The sequence below is a fragment of the Halogranum roseipondis genome (genome assembly GCF_059695585.1).
In genome coordinates, this window is the sequence record NZ_CM185235.1 from 546,882 (window position 1) to 568,373 (window position 21,492).

Sequence of the window (21,492 nt, forward strand, 5' to 3'; positions counted from 1 at the left end):
CGTCTGCGACGGGGTCGGTTACTGAACTTTCGTCCCGGGTTCGGCGTCGTCGTGGGTGGTCAGGAGATCTGCCTGGTCGCCCGCGGCCAGCAGCATCCCGTTGGACTCGACACCGAACAGCTCCGCCTTCTCGAGGTTGGCGACGACGACGATCCGTTCGCCGACGAGCCCCTCGAGGTCGTGGAGCTGTTTGATACCGGCGACGATCTGCCGTTCTTCGAGGCCGATGTCGACCGTGAGCTTCGCGAGTTTGTCGGCTCCCTCGATGCCTTCGGCGGCGAGAATCTCGCCGACGCGGATGTCGAGCGCCTGGAAGTCGTCGAAACTGATCCGCTCGTCCGCGAGCGGTTCGAGTTCTGTAGTCACGTCCTCGTCACTCGACTCGGCGGAGTCGTCAGTTTCGGTTTCTTCCTCGGTTTCGTCCTCGTCGTCGGCGGTCGCCTCGGCGACGCGCGATTCGAGCTTCTCGTTGAGCTCCTCGACGCGCTCGTCTTCGATCTTCTCGAACAGCTCCGTCGGTTCGTCGAAGGAGGCGGCGGGCGCTTCGAGCGCGGCACCGAGTTCGGCGGCCGCGACGTCGCCCGTCTCGTTCAGCCCGTCCCAGAGCCGCTGGCACTTCTCGGGGGCGATCGGTTCGAAGAGGACGGCGATGGCCTTCGCGATCTGGACGCAGTCGCGGATGACCCGTGCGGCCTCCTCGGGGCTCTCGTCGGTGAGCTTCCAGGGTTCGTTGCGCTGGATGTACTCGTTGCCGAACTGCGCCAGTCGGACGGCGGCGTTGCCCGCCTCGCGGACGTTGTAGTCGTTGACGGCCTCGCCGAACTCCGACTGGGCCTGTTCGATGCGCTGGCGCACCTCGTCCGACAGGGGAGCGTCCGGCGTCCCCTCGTAGTTCCGGTACGCGAAGAGCAGCGACCGGTAGAGGAAGTTGCCGACGGTGCCGACGAGTTCGCTGTTCACGCGGTCGCGGAACTTCTCCCACGAGAAGTCGACGTCCTGCTGGAAGCCGCCGTTGGTGGCGATGTAGTAGCGCAGCAGGTCGGGGTGGAACCCCTCGTCGAGATACTCGTCGGCCCAGACAGCGCGGTTCCGACTCGTCGAGAACCCCTTGCCGCCGAGCGTGACGAACCCGCTGGCCATGACGGCGCGCGGTTCGTTGTAGCCCGCGCCCTTCAGCATCGCCGGCCAGAAGACGGTGTGGTGCTGGATGATGTCGCGGCCGATGATGTGGACGATCTCGCCCTCGTCCTTCCACGGCTGTTCCCAGTCGTAGACGTCGGCACCGACGCGCTCGGTGTACTGCTTCGTCGAGGAGACGTACTCGATAGGGGCGTCGACCCAGACGTAGAGCACCAGGTCTTCGCCCTCCTCACCGGGGTAGTCGATCCCCCAGTCCATGTCGCGGGTGATACACCAGTCCTGCAGGTCGCCCTCGATCCACTCCCGCGGCTGGTTCTTCGCGTTCGACGTCCCCTCCAGTCGGTCGATGAACTCCTGGAGGTACTCCTGGAACTCGGAGACGCGGAAGAACTTGTGCGTCCGCTCGCGGTACTCGGCGGGGTTTCCGGTGAGCGTCGACACCGGGTCTTCGATCTCGCCGGGTTCGAGGTGGCGCTGACAGCCCTCGTCGCACTCGTCGCCACGGGCGTGGGCACCGCAGTAGGGACACGTCCCCTCGACGTAGCGGTCGGGGAGCCACTGGTCGGCCTCGGGGTCGTAGCCGACCATCACCTCGTCCTCGTAGACGTGGCCGTTGTCGTCCAGCGTGCGGACGATCTCTTGCGTTAGCTGGGTGTTGGTCTCGTCGTGGGTGTGGCCGTAGTTGTCGAACTCGACGTTGAACTTCGGGAACGTCGCCTCGTACGTCTCGTGCCACTCGAGGGCGAACTCCTCGGGGGTGACGCCCTCCTTCGCGGCGTTGACCGCGACCGGGGTGCCGTGCATGTCCGAGCCGGAGACGAACGCGGTCTGTTGGCCCAGCTTGCGGAGCGACCGGGCGAACACGTCGCCGCCGACGTAGGTTCGGAGGTGGCCGACGTGGAGGTCGCCGTTGGCGTACGGCAACCCACAGGTGACCACCGCCGGGTTCTCGGTGGGGAAGTCCTCGTGACTCATCTTGGTTCTTGTATCTCGGAAACGGGCCTAAAGCCCGCTGGTTTCGGTCGGTCGTGCGTCGATACGTCCCGGTCGACGTCCGCGGGGTTCGCCGCCCGCGGTGGCCGCGTCGCGTTACCGACCGGCCGCCGCAGGAGGGGTCCACCCGTGGCTAGAAGAGTCGCGTGCGCATCCGCATCGGCGTCGGGTGGACCGAGTTCACAGACGAGCAGAGACGTCGCCGACGGTTAAAGGTCACGGCGTAGAGGCACAGCGGTCAGTTCTTCACGCTCACGCCGCCGAACGCGCAGAACCCGGTGACGACGAGGTCGACCTCGTCGTGTTCGGACTCCCGGCGCGGGCGGTCGTCTTCGGCCGCACCGAGGATCGGGATCACGTCGAGTCGGACGTTCCAGTCACGGGGGACGACGACGTCGACGCCGCCGAACAGCGAGACGACGTTCAACCGGGCGGGGGGCGCGGCTACGTCGACGTCCCGGAGGTCGAGTTCACCACCACCGAACACGACGGTGACGGTGCCGCCGGTGAACGTCTTGGACGTCGCCCGCCGGTCGAGACCGCCGAAGGCGGCGACGAGGTCGAGTCGGTCGTCGTCGACGGCGGCGGCCGAGGGACGAACCCGGCCGAGCGCGATCGAGAGACCGAAGAGGACGAGCAGCAGCGGCCAGAAACTCAGCGCCCGCTCGACCGACAGGAGGTCGAGGGCGACGAGTTGCCACGCACTCGCGAGGGTGACGAGGACGAGCGGTCCGCCGACGTTCCGAAAGTCGCTACTCACGATGGCGTAGAGTCCGACCAGGACGAACAGCGACGGAACGTAGGTGAGGAGCGGTCGAGTGTCGTAGAGCCCTGTCGTGTTCACGAGGAGGACGACGCCGACGAGGGCGACGAGGACACCGACGAGCGACTGGTTCGAGATGCGTCTGTAGGCCATGTGTGAGGAGACGCGTGCCGAGGAGATAACCCGGATCCGTGACTCCCGATCGATGAGAATCGGAGGTCAGACCACCGAGAGCACGGCCTCCGCGCCCGCCAGCCAGACGACGAGTCGACCGGCGCTGCCGACGAACGTCGCCAGCGCGAACTTCGCGTAGTCCTCCTCGAGGACGGAGAACGCGTAGATGGAGATCGTGTCGGGGAACCCCGGCACGCAGAGCGCGAGCGCGAGGCCCGCGTACCCCCACTTCTGGGCGATCTTCACCGTCTGCCGCTCCGACCACTCGACGATGTCGAACCGCGAGCGGCGGAGGAACCCGATGATGCGACCGGACTCCTTGGCCTCCTGGCCGATGTGGAAGGCGAAGACGCTGCCGGCGGCCTTGCCGAAGGCGCTGACGAAGATGATGAGCGTCGTCGTCGCCGCGCCGCTGAGTCCGAGGTTCAGCGGTGCGGCGAGGACGACCTCGCTCACGCCCGGGAGCGCGAAGGCGATGAGAAACGAGTAGATCCAGATGATGACGAGTCCGCCCCACCCCGTCGCCCGCTCGACGAGATGTTCGAGCCACGCGAAGTCGACGCCGCCGACGGCGGCGAAATCGAGGAGGGACAGACCGAGTGACACGTTGGACACTCGCCGGTACGTGGACGTAAGTGTTGAGGTTTCCGAGCAATCAGGAGCTGTCGCCCGAGCGTCAGGACGGGCTGCGTCAGGCCAGCGCGTCGACGTCGGCGACGAACGCGCGGAGCGTCTCGCGGGTCACGTGCGGCATACACACCACGCGGAGTTCGCCCGACGCGGTCCGCGAGATGCGCCAGTCTGCCGCCCGCAGTGCCGCGAACAGGTCGTCCGGCAGTCGGGCGGCGACGAGCGGGAGCTCCGGGTCGACGACGTCGAATCCGCGCTCTGTGAGCGCCGCGGCCAGCCACTCGGCGTCCGCCATCGATCTCTCGAACTGCTCGCGGTAGCCACCGGGCCACAGTTCCTCGAGGACGGCCGCCGCACCCGCCACGCCCGCACCGCTCCGCGTCCCCGTCAGCGTCGCCTGCGACGTCGATTCCAAGTAAGGAGTGTCGACGGCGAGCGCGTCGAGCGTCGCGGCGTCGCGAGCGAGCAGTCCACCGGCGGGGACGACCGCCCGACCCATCTTGTGGGGGTCGATGGTCATCGTGTCGACGTCGGCGTGGGCGAAGTTCCAGTCGTGGTCGGTGAAGGGGAGACAGAACCCGCCCCACGCGGCGTCGACGTGGAGCAGTGCGCCGTTGTCGTGGGCGACGTCGGCGAGGGCGGGGATCGGGTCGACCCGACCGTACTCGGTCGTACCGGCGACGCCGACGACGAGCACCGTGTCGTCGTCGACGGCGGCCTCGACGGCCTCGACGTCCGCCCGAAAGTCGTCGTCGACGGGAACCGTCCGAAGTTCGACGCCGAGAACGTCGGCGGCCTTCTGGAAACTGAAGTGGACGCTCTCGGGGGCGACCACCGCTGGGGAGTCGGTCTTCCCGGGGGGGCCGCCCTCCTCGCGGGCGAGGTTGCGTGCGGCCCGGACCGCCTGGACGTTCGCCTCCGTGCCGCCGCTGGCGACGTAGCCGTGGGGGTCGGCTAGCCCGGCGACGTCGCCGAGCGCGTCGACGGCCCGCGTTTCGAGGGTCGCGACCTCCTGGTACGTCGCCGGGTCGCCGGGGTTCGTCGCGAGAAATCGCATGGCGGCCTCCCGGGCGGCGGGGTGTGGCTCCGTACACATCGACGAGAGGACGCGGTCGAACTGCTGCGGTTCCCGGGCGAGACGCTGCATGTCGGCCACGTTACCCCTGACCGGGTTTATCCGTTCCGCTCTGGTCCGGACTGTCACGGGCGTCGGACCGTCCGTGGCGTCGTCGACGGGACTCGCCGCCGACCTCAGAGACCGGCGAGCGAGACGTAGGTGAGCGCGAACAGCGTCGTGTTGTAGACGCCGTGGACGAGCACCGGCACGAGGAGGTTGTCGGTGCGTTCGTAGGCGACGCCCAGCACCGCACCGACGACGAAGATGACGGCGACCATCACGACCGCGCCGACGCCGACCGTCACGAGGTTCAGCAGGTGGATCGAGGCGAAGAGGAGACTCGCGACGGCGACGGCGACGGGCGCGCCGAACGTCCGGCGGAGTCGCCCCTGGACGACGCCGCGAAAGAGTAGCTCCTCGACGGGTGCGACGAGGACGAGAGAGAGGCCGGCGAGCACCAAGAGGAGCGTGGGGTCCGCGAGGACGGGCGCTTCGACGACGCTCTCGACCGGTTCGACGCCGAGCCGTTCCGAGAGGGCGAGCAGCCCCAGCGCCGCGGTGACGGTGACGACGACGCCGCCGCCGACCCACAGGAGGTCGCGACCGGTCGGCACGCTCCACGCGACGCCCCACTCGCGCCGCCACAGATAGAGGGCGGCGACGACGGCGAACGAGAGCTGCGTGGCCAGAAGCGAGGCGACGAGGACGACGCCGGAGGTGGGGTCGAACCCACCCAGAAGCAGGGGGAGCGCGACCGCGACGCCGACGACGAGACTGAGGAGGACGGCGGCGGCGACGAGACCGGCGGCGACGAGCACCGCCCGGACGCGAGACGGAAGTCGGCCGGACTGGTCGGTCGGCGAGGTGGAGACTGTCTGCGACATGGTGTGTTCCCACAGACAGGTACGCGCCGAGAGCGTATCAATGCGGGGCTGAGACGGTGACGCAGGGAAGAAGACGCGGCTGGTCGACTACCGGACGGAGTCGAGGACGAGTTTCTGCTCGACGCGTTTGACCTCGTGTTGGACGTCGCGGACGGCGTCGATGTTCGCCGAGATGGAGGTGACGCCCTCGTTGACGAGGAACTGCACCATCTTCGGCTTCGAGCCGGCCTGGCCGCAGATGCTCGTCTTCACGCCGAGTTCGCGGCAGGTCTCGATCGTCGAGCCGATGAGCTCCAACACGGCGGGATGGAGTTCGTCGAAGCGGTCGGCGACGTTCTCGTTGTTGCGGTCCACGGCGAGGGTGTACTGGGTGAGGTCGTTCGTGCCGAAGGAGGCGAAGTCGATGCCCGCCTCGGCGAGTTCGCGGATGCCGAGCGCGCTCGCGGGCGTCTCGATCATCACGCCCCAGTCCTGTTTGTCGGGGTCGATGCCGGCCTCGCGCATCAGCTTCTTCACGCGGTAGACGTCCTCGGCGTCGTTGACCAGCGGGAACATGATCTCGACGTTGTCGTAGCCCATGTCGAACAGACGGCGGAACGCCTCCAGTTCGTGGGCGAACACGTCGGGTTTGTCGAGGCTCCGGCGGATGCCGCGGTAGCCGAGCATCGGGTTGTGCTCTTTGGGTTCGTCCTCACCGCCGGGCAGTTGGCGGAACTCGTCGGTCGGTGCGTCGAGCGTCCGGACGCGGACCGGCCGCGGGTAGAACTCCTCGGCGACCGTGCGGACGCCCTCGACGATCTCGTCGACGTAGGCGCGCTCGCCGTTCTCTTGGATGTATCGCTCGGGGGTCATCCCCAGGGAGAGCACCATATGTTCGATGCGCAGCAGGCCGACGCCGTCGGCACCGGTCGCGGCGGCGCGCTCGGCGGCCTCGGGGATGGAGACGTTGACCTTGACCTCGGTGGCGGTCATCGGTTTGACCGGCGTCTTCGGTCGTACCTCCTCGACCGGTTCGCGCTCCTCGACGTCTTTCGTCTCTCTGCCCTCGCGGATGGTCCCCTTGTCGCCGTCGATGGTGACGATCTGGTCGTCGGTGAGTTCGCGCGTGGCGCTGCTACAGCCGACGACGGCCGGCACGCCGAGTTCGCGAGAGACGATGGCGGCGTGGGAGGTCATCCCGCCCTCGTCGGTGACGATGCCAGCCGCGCGCTTCATCGCGGGCACCATGTCGGGCATCGTCATCTCGGTGACGATGATGTCTCCGTCCGAGACCTTGTCGAGTTGATCGAGCTTCGTGACGATGCGCACGCTCCCGGAGACGACTCCGGGGCTGGCACCCAGCCCGCGCAGGAGGACGTCGCCGCTGCCCGCCTCTTCGAGGGACTGGCCGCCGTTGGCGACGGCTTCGCCTGCGGCCTCCTCGACGCCGGTGTCGTCGTCGCTGATCGTCGTGATCGGTCGCGACTGGAGCATGTAGATCTCTCCGTCGACGATGGCCCACTCGACGTCCTGCGGCGTCTCGTAGTGGTCTTCGACCTGCTCGCCGACCTCGACGAGCGCGGCGATCTCCTCGTCGGAGAGCACGCGCTCCTCGCGTTTCTCGTCGGGGACGTCGACCTCGACGGTCTCGCCCGTCTCTTCGTCTTTGACGTGCATCACCTTCTTGTCGGCGACGGTGACGTCGACGACCTCGCCCGTCCTGCGGTCGACGACGTAGTTGTCGGGGGAGACCGACCCCGAGACGACCGCCTCGCCGAGTCCCCACGCCGACTCGATGATGGCGCGGGGTTCGCCCGTCGAGGGGTGGGAGGTGAACATCACGCCGGACTTCTCGGCGTCGACCATCTGCTGGACGACGACGGCGATGTCGACCTCGTGGTGCGGGAACCCCTTCTGGTTGCGGTAGTAGATGGCGCGCTGGGAGAACAGCGAGGCCCAACACTCCTTGACGCGTTCGAGGAGGTCCTTCTCGGTGACGTTGAGGAACGTCTCCTGTTGCCCCGCGAAGGAGGCGTCGGGGAGGTCCTCGGCGGTCGCCGACGAGCGGACGGCGACGAACGCCTCCTCGTCGCCGCCGATCGAGCGGTACGCCTCGATGATCTCCTCGCGCACCTCCTCGGGCATCGGCGTCCCCATGATGAGTTCGTGTGCGCGCTCCTGCGCTCCGGCGAGCGCCTTGGAGTCCTCGGAGTCGATCTCCATCGCAGCGAACAGGTCGTCGTCGATACCGGACTCCTCGATGAACTCGCGGTACGTACCCGCCGTCACGACGAATCCCGGTGGGACGGGAAGCCCCGCGGCGGTGAGTTCCCCCAGCGAGGCGCCTTTGCCACCGACTGTCTCGAGGTCCGCAGCCCTCACGTCGTCCAGCCAAAGTAGAGCCATTTCGCGTTTGGAACGACACCACTCGCGCTAAAGAAGTTTCCGACCCGCGCAACGGCGTAAATTACTGACTCGGAGCCGAGTTAGCCTTTTCGTGAACAGTCCGGGGCGACGAAATCAGGCCTCGACGATGTCGTCGTCCTCGTCTTCGGGGACGTGGAGGGTTCCGTCGAACGACGCCGTCGCGCGTCCGCCGACCTGCACCGTGTCACCGACGCGCACGCGGACGAGTCCCGGCCGGTCGACGAAGTGCCCCTGCTCGAACCGCATCTCCTCGGGGAGTGCTCGCGAGTCGCTACGCTCCTCGCTCGCTCCTTCCGAGACGCGTTGCGTCTCGCTGTCCTCGAAGGCGCCGACCTCCCGCAGGTACGCCCCACACGCCCCGCTCGCCATGCCGGTCACGGGGTCTTCGGGGATCCCTGCACCGGGAGCGAACATCCGTCCGTGAAGCGTCGAGTCGCCGTCGAGCGCGTCGAAGGTGAACGCGTAGACGCCGGTGACCTCGTACTCGGCGGTGAGCGACTCGACGGCCTCCATGTCGGGGGCGGCGTTGCCGAGGTGTTCCAGGAAGTTGATCGGGACGACGAGAAACGACAGTCCGGTCGAGGCGACGGCCATCGGGAGGTCCGCACCGACGTCGCGCAGGGTTGCGACGTCGACGCCGAGCGCGTCGGCGACACGTTCCTCGTCGACGTCGACTGTCTCGACCGTCGGTTCGGCCTGCGTCATCCAGACGACGCCGTCATCGTCGACGTCGACGTCGAGCGTCCCGACGTTCGTCTCCATCGCGTGGGTCCCGGCGTCGACCGCGCCGTCCGCGAACAGGTGCGCGTGCAGGGCGACGGTGGCGTGCCCGCAGAGGTCGATCTCCTGCGTCGGCGTGAAGTACCGGACGCGGTAGTCGCCGTCGTCCTCGGGCGCGCGGACGAACACCGTCTCGCTGACCGAGAGTTCGCGGGCGATCGCCTGCATCTGCGTCTCCGAGAGCCCGTCGGCGTCCGGGACGACGCCGGCGGCGTTTCCTGCCAGCGGGTCGGTCGTGAAGGCGTCGACGAGCAGGGCGCGTCGGGAGTCCATGGCGGCGTCGTCGGCGTGCGGGTTGATAAATCCGGGAGAAGCCGAGACGCTACCAGAACGACTCGTGGATCTCGCGGCCCTCGTCCTCCAGCACCGGGCCGACGACCGCGACGGACTCCGCGCCGCGGGCGAACACCTCGCTGGAGGGCATCACCAGCCCCGCGCCGGCGACCTCGCCGACCGTCGCTGCGGGCGTGCTGAACACGACGCGCCGGAGGCCGGCGTGGTACATCGCGCCCGCACACATCGGACACGGTTCGGTGCTCGTGTACATCGTCGTCTCCGCGAGTGCTGACTCGTCGAGTTCGCGGGCGGCCCACCGCGCGAGTTTCAGTTCGGGGTGGGCGGTCACGTCGTCGTCGGTGTGAACGGTGTTGCGCGACTCGGCGACGATCTCGTCGTCCCGGACGAGGATCGAGCCGAACGGTTCGTCGCCCGCGGCGGCGGCCTCGCGGGCGAGGTCGAGAGCGTGTCGGAGGTGGTCGTGGTCGACGTCGTCCGAGACGGTGGTGTCGGTCATGGGTGGTGTGTTCGGGAGCGACGGTGCAGAGGCTTCGGGTCGCGGCGAGCGACGAGACGTCGACGACCGGATGCGGGAGGACAGGGGTCCGCGCCGACGTGTCACACCGTCGCCAGAACTATACATCAGCCCCCCGACAGTCGGGGTGAAGCGTCCTATGACTCGCCGGCTCGCGTGTCGTCCGGTGTTCGATCCGCTCGCGCCCCCCGCCGCGAGACGGGCCCGATAGCCGCAGCACTCGGGTTCGTCTCGCTACGTTCCGTAGCCGCAGCGTCTCCATCGAACACACACGCATATGCCGATCTCTCCCGAGTCGCCGGCACAGAGCCGGGACTCGTCCGACCACGCATCGCCGCTCGAACGACAGTCGTCTCGCCCGCACTCGCACCGACCGCTCGGCCCGCGGTCATCTCACCTACTCGGACGGCCACCCACCACCGGAGGTAGTCGCCGATGACCGCGACCGACGCGGCGAGGACGGAGCCGTCGCTGTGGCGGAACCGTGACTTCCGGCGGTTCTTCGCCGGTCAGTTCGTAACGAACGCCGGCGACAGCCTCTACACCGTCGCCGTCCTGTGGCTCGTCTTCGAACTCAGCGGCTCGACCGTCCTCACGGGAGTCGCGAACGCGACGTTGCTCCTCCCGTGGCTCCTGCAGATACTCGCCGGCCCGGTCGTGGACCGCCTCCCGCTCAGACCCGTCCTCGTCGGGTCGCAACTCCTCCAGGGCGTCGTCGTTCTCGTGCTGCCGCTCGCCGCGGCGACGGGACGGCTGAGCGTCGTCGTCCTGCTCGCGGTCGTTCCGGTACTGACGCTCGCGACGCTGCTGATGTCGCCGATGCAGGCGACGCTCGTCCCCCGAATCGTCCCCGACGAGCGGCTGTCGCGGGCCAACTCCGCGCTCGCGACCGTCACGCTCGGATTGGACATGGTGTTCGACGCGCTCGGTGGCGCGTTCATCGCCGTCTTCGGCGCGACGACGCTGTTCCTGTTCGACTCGGTCACCTTCGCAGTCGCGGGGCTGTTGTTCGCCGGTATCGCCGTCCCGCCGTCCAGCGCCGTCGATAGAGGGAAAGACGGCGATGGCGAGAGCGAGGAGACGCCGGAGGGCGGCGACGAGTCGGTGCTCGGATCGTACGTCGCCGACCTGCGGGACGGGATCGACGTGCTCCGCGGGACCGTCTTCGTCGAACTGGTGCTCACGACGGCGGTAGCCAACTTCGCGACCGGCGTGACGCTCGCGATCCTCCCGGCGTTCGGCGACGGCGTCGGCGGCCCCGCCGTCTACGGACTGTTGCTCGGTGCGCTCGGCGTCGGTCGCCTGGTCGGTTCGCTCGTCGCGCCGTATCTCGAAGACGTCGCGTACGGACGAGTGCTGCTCGTCGGCAACTCGGTGGCCGCGTGTTGCTGGGTCGCCGCGGTGTACGCGCCGTCGACGACGCTCACCGTCGTCCTGTTCGGGGTCGCGTGGGTACCTGCAGGCGCCAGTGGGGTGCTCACGTCGACGCTGAACCAGACCGTGTTCCCCGCCGACCTCCTCGGTCGCGTGTCGTCGATCAAGGGGACCGCTTCGGGAGCCACGCTGCCCGTGGGGTCGCTGATCGGCGGCGTCGTCGCCGAACTGCTCGGACCGACGACGACGATGGGGTTGGCCGCGTTCGGCTTCGGCTTCACGGGGCTGTACGTCCTCGCACGTCCGCGACTCCGCCGTCTCCCCGCCGTCGGGGACGCCGACCCGGCGGCGTTCGACGTGACCCCGTCGGCGAGTCGCGACGAGTGACCGCCCGACCGTCGTGAGACGCTAACGCCTCAGCGAGTCGACTCCGCGAGACAGCCTGTAAACCCTTATGTGTCGAGCCACTCCACTCACAGGACGGAATGAGCGACCTCCCGGACGAGTTCAAATGCACGATCACCAACTGGGACTACATCTACGATCTCTGTCGGGGTGTCAGCAACCAGGTCAAACGCGACGACTTCGAGCCGGACGTCGTCGTCGCGTTGGCCCGCGGTGGCTGGTTCGCCGGGCGTTGTATCTGCGACTTCCTCGGGATGGACGACCTGACGAGTCTGAAGATGGAACACTACGTGGGGACGGCCCAGAAGTCCGACGAGCCCGAAGTTCGCTACCCGATGCCGGAAGGGAGCGTCGAGGGGAAGGACGTGCTCATCATCGACGACATCGCCGACACCGGCGGATCGATCAGGCACGCCGACGAGTACGTCAACGAGCGTGAGGCGGGCGAGGTTCGCACCGCGACGCTCCAACTGCTCCAGACGAGCGAGTTCGAACCCGACTACGTCGGCGAGCGCCTCGAGGAGTGGGCGTGGGTCGTCTACCCGTGGAACTTCATCGAGGACATGATCGACCTCATCACGGGCGTGATGGAGAAGGCCGACGAGGAGACGTTCGAGCGCGCCGACGTCCGCCACTACCTCAGCGAGTTCCACGACGTCGACCGCATCGAGATGGAGATCGCCCAGCCCGGCCGACTGATGGAGGTCATGACCGAGATGGAGCGACGCGGCTACGTGGAGTCGACCGGCGACGGCGCGTGGCGACTCCTCGAGAACGACGGGGTCGGTGCCTAAGCCGACAGTGTCCGACGCTGTCGCGGCCGTGACACTCAGCGAGCGGTGACGTCGTGAGTCTGCTCTCTATCTTCGCGACGGCCATCCTCCCGATCGTCGCGCTCGCGGGTATCGGCTTCCTGCTCGGCCGGGTGAAGACCGTCGACCCCGGCCCGCTGAACACGATCGTCGTCTACGTGCTCGCACCGGCGCTCGTCTTCCACAGCCTCGCGACCACGACGCTCGGCGGCGGGACGCTCGTCCGCGTCGTCGGCGGCGTCGCCGTCTACACGATCGCGATGGTGCTCGTCGCGGAGACCGTCGGCCGACTGTTCGGCACCGGCGACCCGTTGCTCTCGGCGCTCGTCCTCGTGAGTGCGTTCCCCAACACGGGCAACTACGGGCTGCCCGTCTCGGAGTTCGCGTTCGGCGAGACGGGGCGGAGTACGGCCGTCCTCTTTCTCACGGCTCAGAGTGTCCTCATCTACACCGTCGGCGTCTACATCGCCTCGCGGAGCGGCGGCTCCGGCGGACTCGCCGGTCTCAAGCGCGCCGTGAAGATCCCGCTCGTGTACGCCGTCATCGCGGCGCTCGCGGTTCGCTACCTCGGTCTCGTCCCGCCGGAGGGGTCGGCCGCGCTGTCGACGCTGAAACTCGTCGGCGACTCCTCGATCCCGGTGATGCTGCTCATCCTCGGGCTCCAACTCGCACAGACCGACTACGGGGCGGCGCTCCGGCGTGCGGGGACGGCGAACGTGCTGAAGATGGTCGTCGCGCCCGTCGTCGGCATCGGCGTCGCGCTGGCGATGGGGTTCGAGAACCCGACCGTCGCGAAGACGTTCGCCCTCGAGTCTGCGATGCCCGCGGCCGTCACGCCGCTCATCCTCGTCGCCGAGTTCGCCGGCGGCGAACGGGTCGGCGGCGTCGAAGTCGCCGAGTACGTCAGCACCGTCGTCCTGACGACGACGCTCGTGAGCGTACCGCTCCTGACGGTGTTCATCGCACTCCTCGACGCCGGGATGATCTTCTAGGCAGAGGCGCTGTCGTCGAACCCGCTGTCGAACCGGTCGCCACGCCGGTCCCACCCCTCGACGCCGGCACAGTCGTGTCGCTCCGGCAGCCGATGGTCGGCACAGAACTGCGCCCCACAGTAGGCACAGGGACGCGCGTCGAGGAGTGTCTCTCCACACCGGTTACACGAGACCATACCTAGTGTCGAGGCGCATCCCACATAATTGTTCATTATAAATAAGAACTGATTGACAGGAGCGAGGACGACGCTGGCGTCGAAGACGGCTCTCAACGGTTCGCGGCGTCAGTCGTCGGCCGGCGGATGGGCGCAGCCGTCGTCGGCCTCACAGTCGGCGTCGGTGTCGTCGTCGACGATGGACTCCTTCCACGTCCCTCGCGAGAGCCACGCGACGGCGGCGAGACAGCCGACGACGTCGCCGACCGCGACGGCGATCCAGATCCCGGTCGGCCCCCACCCCTCGACGAAGACGAGGTAGTACGTCGCCGGGAGGCGGCCCACCCAGAGCGTGACGAGCGAGAACGCCAGCGCCGTCCGGGTGTTGCCGGCCCCACGGAACGTCCCCAGCGCGACCTGCAGCACGCCCATGAAGGCGAACATCACGGCGACGGTTCGGAGGTAGTCGCTGGCGTGGGCGATGGTGGCTGCGGCCTGCGCCGTGTTCGTGCTGATGAACACGCCGACGATCGGTTCGGGGAAGAGCCACGCGACGACGGCGACGCCGACCATCACGCCCGCGACGAGTTTCATCGCCAGATACGACGCCCGCTGTGCGCGGTCGGGTCGCCCGGCACCGAGATTTTGACCGACGACGGTGTCGATCGCCTGACTCATCCCCATCGCCGGCAGGAACGCCAGCGAGATGAGGCGGTTGCCGAGGCCGTACGCCGCGACGACGGCGGGCGGGAACGTCGCCACCATCCCCGTCAGCAGGATCATCGCCATCGAACTCGTCGACTGCTCCAGCGCGCTCGGGACGCCCAGTCGGACGATGTCGCGGACGTCGTCGAGTCGCGGGACGAGGTCCGGCGCGGCGATCGTCGGCCCCGCCGTCGTCCCGAACAGGACGTAGACGCCGATGAGCGTCGCGACGACTCGCGAGAACACCGTCGCGACGGCCGCACCCTCGATCCCCATCGCCGGGAACGGCCCCCAGCCGAAGATGAGGAAGGGGTCGAGGCCGACGTTGACGACGACGCTGACGAGCATGACGACGAGCGGCGTCCGCGTGTTGCCGTAACCGCGCATGAGGGACGTGAAGATGAAGAAGCCGAACAGCGCGGGCATCCCGAGGAAGAACAGCCGCATGTAGTCGGCCGCCAGCGGGACGATCTGTCTCGCCGTCGCTGCGTCGGCGGGGAGCAGACCGAGCATCGAGTCCGTCAGCAGGAAGCCGGCGACTGCGATGCCGACGGCGACGACGGTGACGAACGAGAGCGTCTGCCCGGCGATGTGGCCCGCCGCTCGCTCGCTGTCCGCACCCATGTGCTGTGCGACGAGGATCGTCCCCGCCGTCGTGAACCCGCCGCCGACCGAGATGAGGAGGAAGATGAGCGGGAACGCGAGGCTCAGCGCGCCCACCGCGTCCGCCGAGAGCGCACCCAGCCAGAAGGTGTCGGCGACGTTGTAGGCGACCTGCAGCAGTTGGATGGCGACCATCGGCCACGCGAGGTTCAACATCGGGCGAACGAGGTCGCCCTCCGTGAGCGTCGAAGTGGAGGACGAGGCGGTCACTACAGACGGGACACGCTGGGGGTACTTCAACGCTCCCGACGTGTGGTATCAGCTGACACGAAGGCGAGGAGGGGGACGCGGAGTGTCGCCGAGGACGCGCCGTGAGCGCCGCCAGAAGCGGACGATTTAGGTGGCTGCTGGCCACATCTGCTCGCATGACGATCGGCTTCATCGGCGGCAGCGGCATCTACGAGGCGCTCCCGCTGGAGAACACTCGCGAAGAGGAGATCGACACCCCGTACGGCGACCCGAGCGCACCGGTCACGATCGGCGAGTTCGGTGACACAGGCAAAGAGGTCGCCTTCCTCCCCCGACACGGGTCGGAACACGGGCGCTCGCCGACGAACCTCCCGTACCGCGCGAACATCTACGCGTTCAAGAAGCTCGGCGTCACCCACATCCTCGCCAGCAACGCCGTCGGCAGCCTCAAAGAGGAGCTGTCGCCGGGGACGCTCGTCGTCCCGGACCAGATCTTCGACCGGACCAAACACCGGACGTCGACGTTCTTCGGCGACGGTATCGTCGTCCATCAGCCGATCACGGAACCGTACGCGCCCGAACTCGTCGACCACCTCACCGAAGCGGCCGGAGAGGCGACCGACGCGGACGTCCAGCGGGGCGGCACCTACGTCTGCATCGAGGGGCCGCAGTACTCCACGCGCGCCGAGAGCGAGTTCTACCGCGAGCAGGGGTGGGACGTCGTCGGCATGACCGCCGTCCCCGAGGCGAAACTCGCCCGCGAGGCCGAGATCGCCTACGCGACCGTGGCGGGCGTCACCGACTACGACGTCTGGAAACAGGACCACGAGGTGACGCTCGAAGAGGTGCTGGAGAACGCCGAGCGGAACCAGGAGGCGATCAAACGGACCGTCGAGGAGGCGATCCGGACGCTCCCCGAGGACCACGAGTGCGCCGCACACTCGTCGCTCGAAGGCACCGTCAACACTCCCGCCGACGCCATCCCCGAGGAGACCCGCGAGCGCGTCGACCTGCTGGTCGGCGACTACCTCGACGACTGATTGGGGTTATCGGAGCCAATCGCAGTCCTCCGTTTAGCCTCACGACTCGTGTGGATCGGTTCCCGGACGAGGAGTCTCTGAACTCCGACGATACTCCCTCTGAGTATCCGGTCGTCTCCACGGACCTCGGAGCCGACGACGCCCGACACGACATTATTTCGGACGCTCCGAAGTTCTATATAGTCGGCCGCAGAACCATCTGCCGATGGAGGGAGACGTCGAGCGACTCGATGCACATCTGCAGTCGCTCAAGCGACGCGGTGCGAACGTCCTCGTGCTCACAGACCCCTCTGAGACGACCGTCTGCAGCCAGCTGCTGGGGTCGGAGTCGATGCTCCGCCGCCGACTCCTCGTCAGAACGTACGGAGACGAACGGGTGGAACCCGACGCCGACCCGACCCGATTCGGACTGCTCGAGGTTCCCGGTACCGAGACGCGGACGGCGCTCGCCGACACCGCTCTCGGGGACGACCGGCCGGCGGACGCGCGGGCCGTCGAACCGCAGACGCCGCACGGGACGGCGTCGGCCGTCGACGCGCCCGACTGGTTCAGTCGCCTGGAGCCACGACCGGAGCCGTCGCTGTCGACGCTCGCTCGACACCTCCACGACCACCTGACGCGGTTCGAGGCGGCTGACCCCGACCCCGGCGAGATCCGCGTCTGTTTCGACTCGCTTGATCCGCTCGTCGACGACGTCGCCTATCCGCGGCTACACCGGTTCCTCCACGTCGTGACCACGCGCGTCCGTGCCGCCCACGGCATCGGCCACTACCACCTCTCGGCGTCGGTCGGTCGGCAGATCGACGCCGACTTCGAACGGCTGTTCGACGCGAGGGTCGAGACGCGCCCGGCGGTGTCCGGTCCGCAACAGCGCTGGACGTTACACGAACCGGGAATACAGACCGACTGGTTACAGCTGGGCTGACCAGGAGCGCCGTCTCGAAACGGTCGCTCAGTCGGCGATCGCTTCGAGCTCGTCTCGTTCGGCGGCAGTCGGATCCTGTATCCAGAGGTCGCCGAACAGTTCGTCCTGTTCGAGTCGGACCGCTCCGCGGTGAGCGAGAAACAAGAGCGCGAGAAACGTCTGGAACGCTCGCCCGCCGGCGTCGCGGATCTCGGCGAACAGCACCTCGTCGCGGTCCTCGTCGTACTGCGTCGCCAGCGCCGCCTCGACGTCGTCGATGGTCGCCTCGATGTCCTCCTCGTGGGCGGTCCCCGTCACGTCTGCCTCGTCGGGTTCGCCCTCTCGGCGGAAGTCGTCGGCCGCGTGGTAGTCGAGCGTCTGCGTCCCCCGCCCGAACCCGCTCGGGGAGTCGGAGGTGTCGTACTCGCGGGACTCCTTCCACCACGACCCGCGTTCGGCCTCGCGGAGTTCGCGGACGAGTTCGTCCAGCGTCTCCGGCGACCCGCGGGCGCGTTTCCGTTCGAGCCGGCGGTCCATCTCCGCCTCCAGCGCGTCGACCGGATCGACCCCGTCGCCGTTCGTCGCAGGGCCGTCGTCGACGGGGTCGCCGCCCTGCATCGCCATCTCCCAGGGTTCCAACTCCGGTTCGTCCGGTTCGGGGTCGTCCGGCGAGAGCAGTTCGTCGCTCTTCATCCGCAGGAGGACGCTCGCGTAGAACAGCGCGCGACCGGAGGTCCGCAGATCAGTCGCGTCCAGCCGTTCGAGGAAGGCGTCGGTGACGGCGACGATGTCGATGTCCCACGGTTCGATCTCGCCCTCCTCGGCCAGTTGGACGAGGAGTTCGACCGGTTCGACCTCGTCGTCGTCGGCGTCGGCGTCGCCCTCACCCTCGGTCGCGAGGTCGTCGGTGACGTCGTCGGGGAGGAGACCGTTCGCCCCGTTCGTCCGCTCGTCGCCGTTCTCGCGGGGATCAGTCATCCGCGCTGACCTCCGTACTCTCGAGGTCGCTCAACTGGATACCCGTGACGGCGCTGACGTTGTCCTCCTGCATCGTCACGCCGATGGCGCGCTCGGAGCGTTCGAGCAGCGCCGAGCGGTGGGAGACGACGACGAACTGCGCCTCGCCCGCGAGGTCGTCGACCATCTGGCCGACGCGTTCGGCGTTGACCGCGTCGAGGAAGGCGTCGACCTCGTCGAGCGCGTAGAACGGCGCCGGGTTGTGCCGCTGGATGGCGAAGATGAACGCCAGCGCCGTCAGCGACTTCTCGCCGCCGGACATCGCGTCGAGCCGCTGGACCGGTTTGTCGCCGGGTTGGGCCTTCATCGTCAACCCGTCCTCGAACGGGTCCTCGGGGTTCTCGAGGACGAGTTCGCCCGTCCCCGCCGAGAGTCGCTCGAAGATGTCCTGGAAGTGGTCGTTGATGGCGTCGAACGCCGTCATGAACGTCTGTTTCTTCTGGGACTCGTAGGACTCGATGCGCTCTCGGATGCCGTCTCGCTCCTCGACGAGCGTGTCGCGACCCTCCTGGAGCGTCTCGAGGTCGTCTCTGACCTCGTCGTACTCGTCGATGGCGAGCATGTTGACCGGTTCGAGCGCCTCCATCTGCTCGGTGAGCCGCTCGATGGTCGACTGCACCTCGTCGTGGTCGGGGACGTTCTCGGGGTCGTAGTCGCCGACCTCGGTCTCGAGTTCGTCGATCTCCCACTCCAGCCGTTCGACGGCGCTCTCGAGACTGGAGCGTCGCGACTCGACGGTGGAGACCTTCTCCTTCTGGGCGTCGCGTTCGCTCTTGGCCTCGCGCAGTTCCTCCTTCAGCTCGCTGCGTTCCCCTTTGAGCTCCGCGAGTTCGTCTTCGAGGTCGGAGACCGCCTCGCGTTTCTCCTCGAGGACGGCCTCCTGCTCCTCGATCGCCGCCTCGTACCCCTCGATGTCCTCTTCGGCGGCCGCCTTGCGGTTCTGGGCGGACTCGACCGTGTCGTGGAGGTCGTCGACGGCGTCCTCGGCGTACTGTTTCTCCAACTGGAGTTCGTTGAGTCGGCCGTCGAGGTCGTCCATCCGCTCTTCCAACTCGTCGACCGTGTCGCGGATCTCGTCGGCCTGCTGGGTGAGTTCCGGGATCTTCGAGTCTTTCAGCTCGGTCTCCAACTCCTCGACGTCGCTCTCGACGTCGGCGATGGTCTCGGCCTTCGCCGAGATCTGCTCGTCGAGCGACTGCATCTCGGCGTCGACGTCCTCGCGTTCGTCCTGTAGCTCCGCGAGGCGGTCCTCGAGCGACTCGATCTCCGCCTCCGCCTCCTCGACGTCCGACTCGACGCGGTCGATGTCGCCTTGAATCGAGCGGACCTTCTCGGTGGCGTCGGCCTGTCGGTCGCGGACGTCGTCGATGCGTCCCTCGACGTCCTCTACTTCCGACTGCAGCGTCTGTCGACGGTCCTCGAGGTCGGAGATCTCCGTGGCGAGGCGTTCGAGCTGGCCCTCGCCGGACTTCGAGAAGGAGTAGCGCGACCCGCCGCCGGAGCCGCCGGTCATCGCGCCGGAGCGCTCGACGAGGTCGCCGTCGAGCGTCACCATCCGGTAGTCGCCCATCAGGTCGCGGGCGGTGTCCATGTCCTCGACGACGAGCGTCGACCCGAGGACGTAAGAGAAGACGCTCGCGTACCGACCGTCGAAGTCGACGAGGTTGTACGCGAAGTCGACGACGCCCGGTCTGTTGGGTTTCCGCGGGAGACTCCGGTTGTCCATCTTCGTGATGGGGAGGAACGTCGCCCGACCCGCGTTGCGACGCTTCAGGTAGTCGATACAGTTCGAGCCGACGCCGTCGTCGTCGACGACGACGTTCGCCAGTCGGCCGCCGGCGGCCGTCTCACAGGCGGTGGCGTACTCGCCCGGGACGCTTCCCAGTTGACCGACCGCGCCGTGGACGCCGCTCATCTCGGCGTTGATGATCGTCGTCACCGCACGCGGCCAGGAGTTGCCACCGTCGTCCGAACGCGACTCCAACTCGGCGTACTGGCTCTGCTTGCGCCGGATCGTCTCTTCGACGTCGGAGAGTTCGTCTTTGAGCTCCTTGCGCTCGTCGCGGAGGTCGTTGACGATCCCCTGGACCTTCGATTTGTTCTTCTCGGCCTTGTCGAGTTCGCTGTGGAGCTCCGACAGTTTGGCCTTCAGTTCGGGGATGCGTTCGCGGGCGGTCTCGATCTCCTCGCGCGTCTCGCTGATCTCGTTGGAGCGCCGCCGCGCGTCGTCCAGCAGGCGGTCTTTCTCGCGCTGGAGGTCGTTCTTCTCGGTCTTCAGCTCCTCCAGCGTCGCTTTTCGGTCGGCGAGTTCGTCTTTGAGTTCGTCGAACTCGGTGTCGACGCTCTCGATCTCGGCTTGGACCTCGGCGAGTTCGACCTGTTTCGACTGGACGTCGCTCTTGACGGAGGCCTTCTCGACTTTGACGGAGCGGATCTCGTCTTCGTACTCCTCGACCTGCTCCTCCTTGCGGTCGATGCCGACGAACGCCTGTCGGCGCTCGCTCTCGGCCTCCTCGATGCGCTCTTCGGCCGTCTCGATCTTGCCCTCGAGACGGCTGATCTCGCCTTTGACCTCCTCGATCTCCGATTTGATGCGGAGCTGTTCGTCCTCGCCCTTCCGCTCGATCTCGCGGTTGAGCTCCTCGAGCTCGTCGTCGAGGCGGGTGACGCGACCCTGTTTCTCGTCGAGCACCGACTGCAGCTCGTCGAGCTCCGACTCCTTCGTCTCGAGTTTCGTCGTCGTCCGTTCGAGGTCCGCGCGCTTGTCTTCGAGTTCGGCGGCCTTGAGATAGCCCTCGTACTCCTCTCGCTCCTCGCGGAGCGACTTGTACTCCAGGGCCGTCTCACGTTCGTCCTGCAACTGGTCGAGCCGCTCTTCCTTCTCGGCGATGCGGAGGTCGGCCTCGCCGATGCGCTCTTCGACGGTCTCGAGTTCGCCGAAGGCGTCCTCCTTCTTCGCGTCGAACTCGGCGACGCCGGCGATCTCGTCGATGATGCCCCGTCGCTGGTAGGGCGTCATGTTGATGATCTCGGTGACGTCGCCCTGCATGACGACGTTGTACCCCTCGGGCGTGACGCCGGCCTGCGCCAGCAGGTCCTGGATGTCCGAGAGGTTGACCGAGCGTTCGTTCAGATAGTAGTACGAGTAGTAGTTGTCCTCCGTCTCCTTCACCCGGCGCTTGATGGTGATCTCGTCGACGTCGCCAACGTTGTCCGTGCCGGCGGCGTTGACCACCTGCGACCGCTCGAGCGTCCGGTCGCCGTTGTCGAGGACGACGGTGACGCTGGCCTCCTTCGTCCCCGGCGGCTCCTCGCCGTCGTCGTAGCCCGGGTTGTAGATGAGGTCGGTCAGCTTCTCTGCGCGAATCCCGCGGGTACGGGCGAGTCCGAGCGCGAAGAGGACCCCGTCGATGATGTTAGACTTTCCCGAACCGTTCGGTCCGGTAACTACCGTGAAGTCCTCGTAGAACGGGATTCGGGTCTTCCGCCCGAAGCTCTTGAAGTCGTCGAGGACGAGCTCTTTGATGTGCATTGGTTG

Annotated in this window: 17 protein-coding genes; 5 read left to right on the forward strand and 12 right to left on the reverse strand. The window is 67.6% G+C overall.

Translation table 11 applies throughout. The features are described from left to right. Positions 1–18: 18 nt before the first annotated feature. From metG to EOHIBHHM_RS03035, 8 genes are all read right to left on the reverse strand, one after another. Positions 19–2,115: a methionine--tRNA ligase gene (gene metG / locus EOHIBHHM_RS03000; RefSeq protein ID WP_497254492.1), complete on the reverse strand. Its 2,097-nt coding sequence runs from the start codon at positions 2,113–2,115 to the stop codon at positions 19–21. Positions 2,116–2,371: 256 nt separating this feature from the next. Then, positions 2,372–3,049: a LiaF transmembrane domain-containing protein gene (locus tag EOHIBHHM_RS03005; RefSeq protein ID WP_497254494.1), complete on the reverse strand. Its 678-nt coding sequence runs from the start codon at positions 3,047–3,049 to the stop codon at positions 2,372–2,374. Positions 3,050–3,115: 66 nt separating this feature from the next. Beyond that, complete coding sequence (locus EOHIBHHM_RS03010) at positions 3,116–3,664, reverse strand: YqaA family protein (RefSeq protein ID WP_497256898.1); 549 nt, start codon at positions 3,662–3,664, stop codon at positions 3,116–3,118. A gap of 97 nt (positions 3,665–3,761) precedes the next feature. After that, positions 3,762–4,847 (reverse strand): tyrosine decarboxylase MfnA, encoded by a 1,086-nt coding sequence (mfnA, locus tag EOHIBHHM_RS03015; protein WP_497254496.1) that lies wholly within the window; start codon positions 4,845–4,847, stop codon positions 3,762–3,764. A 104-nt stretch (positions 4,848–4,951) separates the two neighbouring features. After that, a complete protein-coding gene (locus EOHIBHHM_RS03020; protein WP_497254498.1) occupies positions 4,952–5,701 on the reverse strand; it encodes a CPBP family intramembrane glutamic endopeptidase in 750 nt (249 codons plus the stop codon). 87 nt (positions 5,702–5,788) lie between these two features. Further along, positions 5,789–8,086 carry a phosphoenolpyruvate synthase gene (gene ppsA / locus EOHIBHHM_RS03025; protein ID WP_497254500.1) on the reverse strand — a complete coding sequence of 766 codons (2,298 nt, stop codon included), beginning with the start codon at positions 8,084–8,086 and terminating at the stop codon, positions 5,789–5,791. Between the two features lie 114 nt (positions 8,087–8,200). Then, complete coding sequence (locus tag EOHIBHHM_RS03030) at positions 8,201–9,160, reverse strand: PhzF family phenazine biosynthesis protein (RefSeq protein WP_497254502.1); 960 nt, start codon at positions 9,158–9,160, stop codon at positions 8,201–8,203. A gap of 49 nt (positions 9,161–9,209) precedes the next feature. Next, positions 9,210–9,680 carry a nucleoside deaminase gene (locus EOHIBHHM_RS03035; protein ID WP_497254504.1) on the reverse strand — a complete coding sequence of 157 codons (471 nt, stop codon included), beginning with the start codon at positions 9,678–9,680 and terminating at the stop codon, positions 9,210–9,212. Between the two features lie 453 nt (positions 9,681–10,133). Here EOHIBHHM_RS03035 and EOHIBHHM_RS03040 point away from each other — a divergent pair, with 453 nt between their 5' ends. From EOHIBHHM_RS03040 to EOHIBHHM_RS03050, 3 genes are all read left to right on the forward strand, one after another. Continuing rightward, positions 10,134–11,459: an MFS transporter gene (locus tag EOHIBHHM_RS03040; protein ID WP_497254506.1), complete on the forward strand. Its 1,326-nt coding sequence runs from the start codon at positions 10,134–10,136 to the stop codon at positions 11,457–11,459. 98 nt (positions 11,460–11,557) lie between these two features. Continuing rightward, positions 11,558–12,271, forward strand: a complete 714-nt coding sequence (locus EOHIBHHM_RS03045; RefSeq protein WP_497254508.1) for a phosphoribosyltransferase — start codon at positions 11,558–11,560, stop codon at positions 12,269–12,271. 53 nt (positions 12,272–12,324) lie between these two features. Beyond that, a complete protein-coding gene (locus EOHIBHHM_RS03050) occupies positions 12,325–13,281 on the forward strand; it encodes an AEC family transporter (protein ID WP_497254510.1) in 957 nt (318 codons plus the stop codon). Here EOHIBHHM_RS03050 and EOHIBHHM_RS03055 read toward each other — a convergent pair. Together EOHIBHHM_RS03055 and EOHIBHHM_RS03060 are read right to left on the reverse strand one after the other, a co-directional pair. After that, the gene (locus EOHIBHHM_RS03055) at positions 13,278–13,457 is read right to left on the reverse strand and encodes an AN1-type zinc finger domain-containing protein (protein WP_497254512.1); all 180 of its coding nucleotides are present in this window, start codon (positions 13,455–13,457) and stop codon (positions 13,278–13,280) included. The genes EOHIBHHM_RS03050 and EOHIBHHM_RS03055 overlap by 4 nt on opposite strands. Positions 13,458–13,565: 108 nt before the next feature. Next, on the reverse strand, positions 13,566–14,960 hold the full coding sequence (locus tag EOHIBHHM_RS03060) for an MATE family efflux transporter (RefSeq protein ID WP_497256900.1): 1,395 nt from the start codon (positions 14,958–14,960) through the stop codon (positions 13,566–13,568). A 209-nt stretch (positions 14,961–15,169) separates the two neighbouring features. Here EOHIBHHM_RS03060 and mtnP point away from each other — a divergent pair, with 209 nt between their 5' ends. Continuing rightward, complete coding sequence (gene mtnP, locus EOHIBHHM_RS03065) at positions 15,170–16,033, forward strand: S-methyl-5'-thioadenosine phosphorylase (RefSeq protein ID WP_497254514.1); 864 nt, start codon at positions 15,170–15,172, stop codon at positions 16,031–16,033. Between the two features lie 205 nt (positions 16,034–16,238). Further along, positions 16,239–16,958, forward strand: coding sequence for a DUF7504 family protein (locus tag EOHIBHHM_RS03070; protein ID WP_497254516.1), 720 nt, complete (start codon positions 16,239–16,241; stop codon positions 16,956–16,958). Positions 16,959–16,985: 27 nt separating this feature from the next. Here the strand turns inward: EOHIBHHM_RS03070 and EOHIBHHM_RS03075 are convergent, their stop codons facing one another. Beyond that, positions 16,986–17,915 (reverse strand): segregation/condensation protein A, encoded by a 930-nt coding sequence (locus tag EOHIBHHM_RS03075; RefSeq protein WP_497254518.1) that lies wholly within the window; start codon positions 17,913–17,915, stop codon positions 16,986–16,988. After that, complete coding sequence (gene smc, locus EOHIBHHM_RS03080) at positions 17,908–21,486, reverse strand: chromosome segregation protein SMC (RefSeq protein ID WP_497254520.1); 3,579 nt, start codon at positions 21,484–21,486, stop codon at positions 17,908–17,910. The genes EOHIBHHM_RS03075 and smc overlap by 8 nt, the downstream gene beginning before the upstream one ends. Positions 21,487–21,492 lie beyond the last annotated feature (6 nt).

Excerpts from the sequence above, each read along its gene's own strand:
- metG (WP_497254492.1), bottom strand. The coding sequence starts at position 2,115 with ATGAGTCACGAGGACTTCCCCACCGAGAACCCGGCGGTGGTCACCTGT.
- EOHIBHHM_RS03005 (WP_497254494.1), bottom strand. The coding sequence starts at position 3,049 with ATGGCCTACAGACGCATCTCGAACCAGTCGCTCGTCGGTGTCCTCGTC.
- mfnA (WP_497254496.1), bottom strand. The coding sequence starts at position 4,847 with ATGCAGCGTCTCGCCCGGGAACCGCAGCAGTTCGACCGCGTCCTCTCG.
- EOHIBHHM_RS03020 (WP_497254498.1), bottom strand. The coding sequence starts at position 5,701 with ATGTCGCAGACAGTCTCCACCTCGCCGACCGACCAGTCCGGCCGACTT.
- ppsA (WP_497254500.1), bottom strand. The coding sequence starts at position 8,086 with ATGGCTCTACTTTGGCTGGACGACGTGAGGGCTGCGGACCTCGAGACA.
- EOHIBHHM_RS03030 (WP_497254502.1), bottom strand. The coding sequence starts at position 9,160 with ATGGACTCCCGACGCGCCCTGCTCGTCGACGCCTTCACGACCGACCCG.
- EOHIBHHM_RS03035 (WP_497254504.1), bottom strand. The coding sequence starts at position 9,680 with ATGACCGACACCACCGTCTCGGACGACGTCGACCACGACCACCTCCGA.
- EOHIBHHM_RS03040 (WP_497254506.1), top strand. The coding sequence starts at position 10,134 with ATGACCGCGACCGACGCGGCGAGGACGGAGCCGTCGCTGTGGCGGAAC.
- EOHIBHHM_RS03045 (WP_497254508.1), top strand. The coding sequence starts at position 11,558 with ATGAGCGACCTCCCGGACGAGTTCAAATGCACGATCACCAACTGGGAC.
- EOHIBHHM_RS03055 (WP_497254512.1), bottom strand. The coding sequence starts at position 13,457 with ATGGTCTCGTGTAACCGGTGTGGAGAGACACTCCTCGACGCGCGTCCC.
- EOHIBHHM_RS03060 (WP_497256900.1), bottom strand. The coding sequence starts at position 14,960 with ATGTTGAACCTCGCGTGGCCGATGGTCGCCATCCAACTGCTGCAGGTC.
- mtnP (WP_497254514.1), top strand. The coding sequence starts at position 15,170 with ATGACGATCGGCTTCATCGGCGGCAGCGGCATCTACGAGGCGCTCCCG.
- EOHIBHHM_RS03070 (WP_497254516.1), top strand. The coding sequence starts at position 16,239 with ATGGAGGGAGACGTCGAGCGACTCGATGCACATCTGCAGTCGCTCAAG.
- EOHIBHHM_RS03075 (WP_497254518.1), bottom strand. The coding sequence starts at position 17,915 with ATGACTGATCCCCGCGAGAACGGCGACGAGCGGACGAACGGGGCGAAC.
- smc (WP_497254520.1), bottom strand. The coding sequence starts at position 21,486 with ATGCACATCAAAGAGCTCGTCCTCGACGACTTCAAGAGCTTCGGGCGG.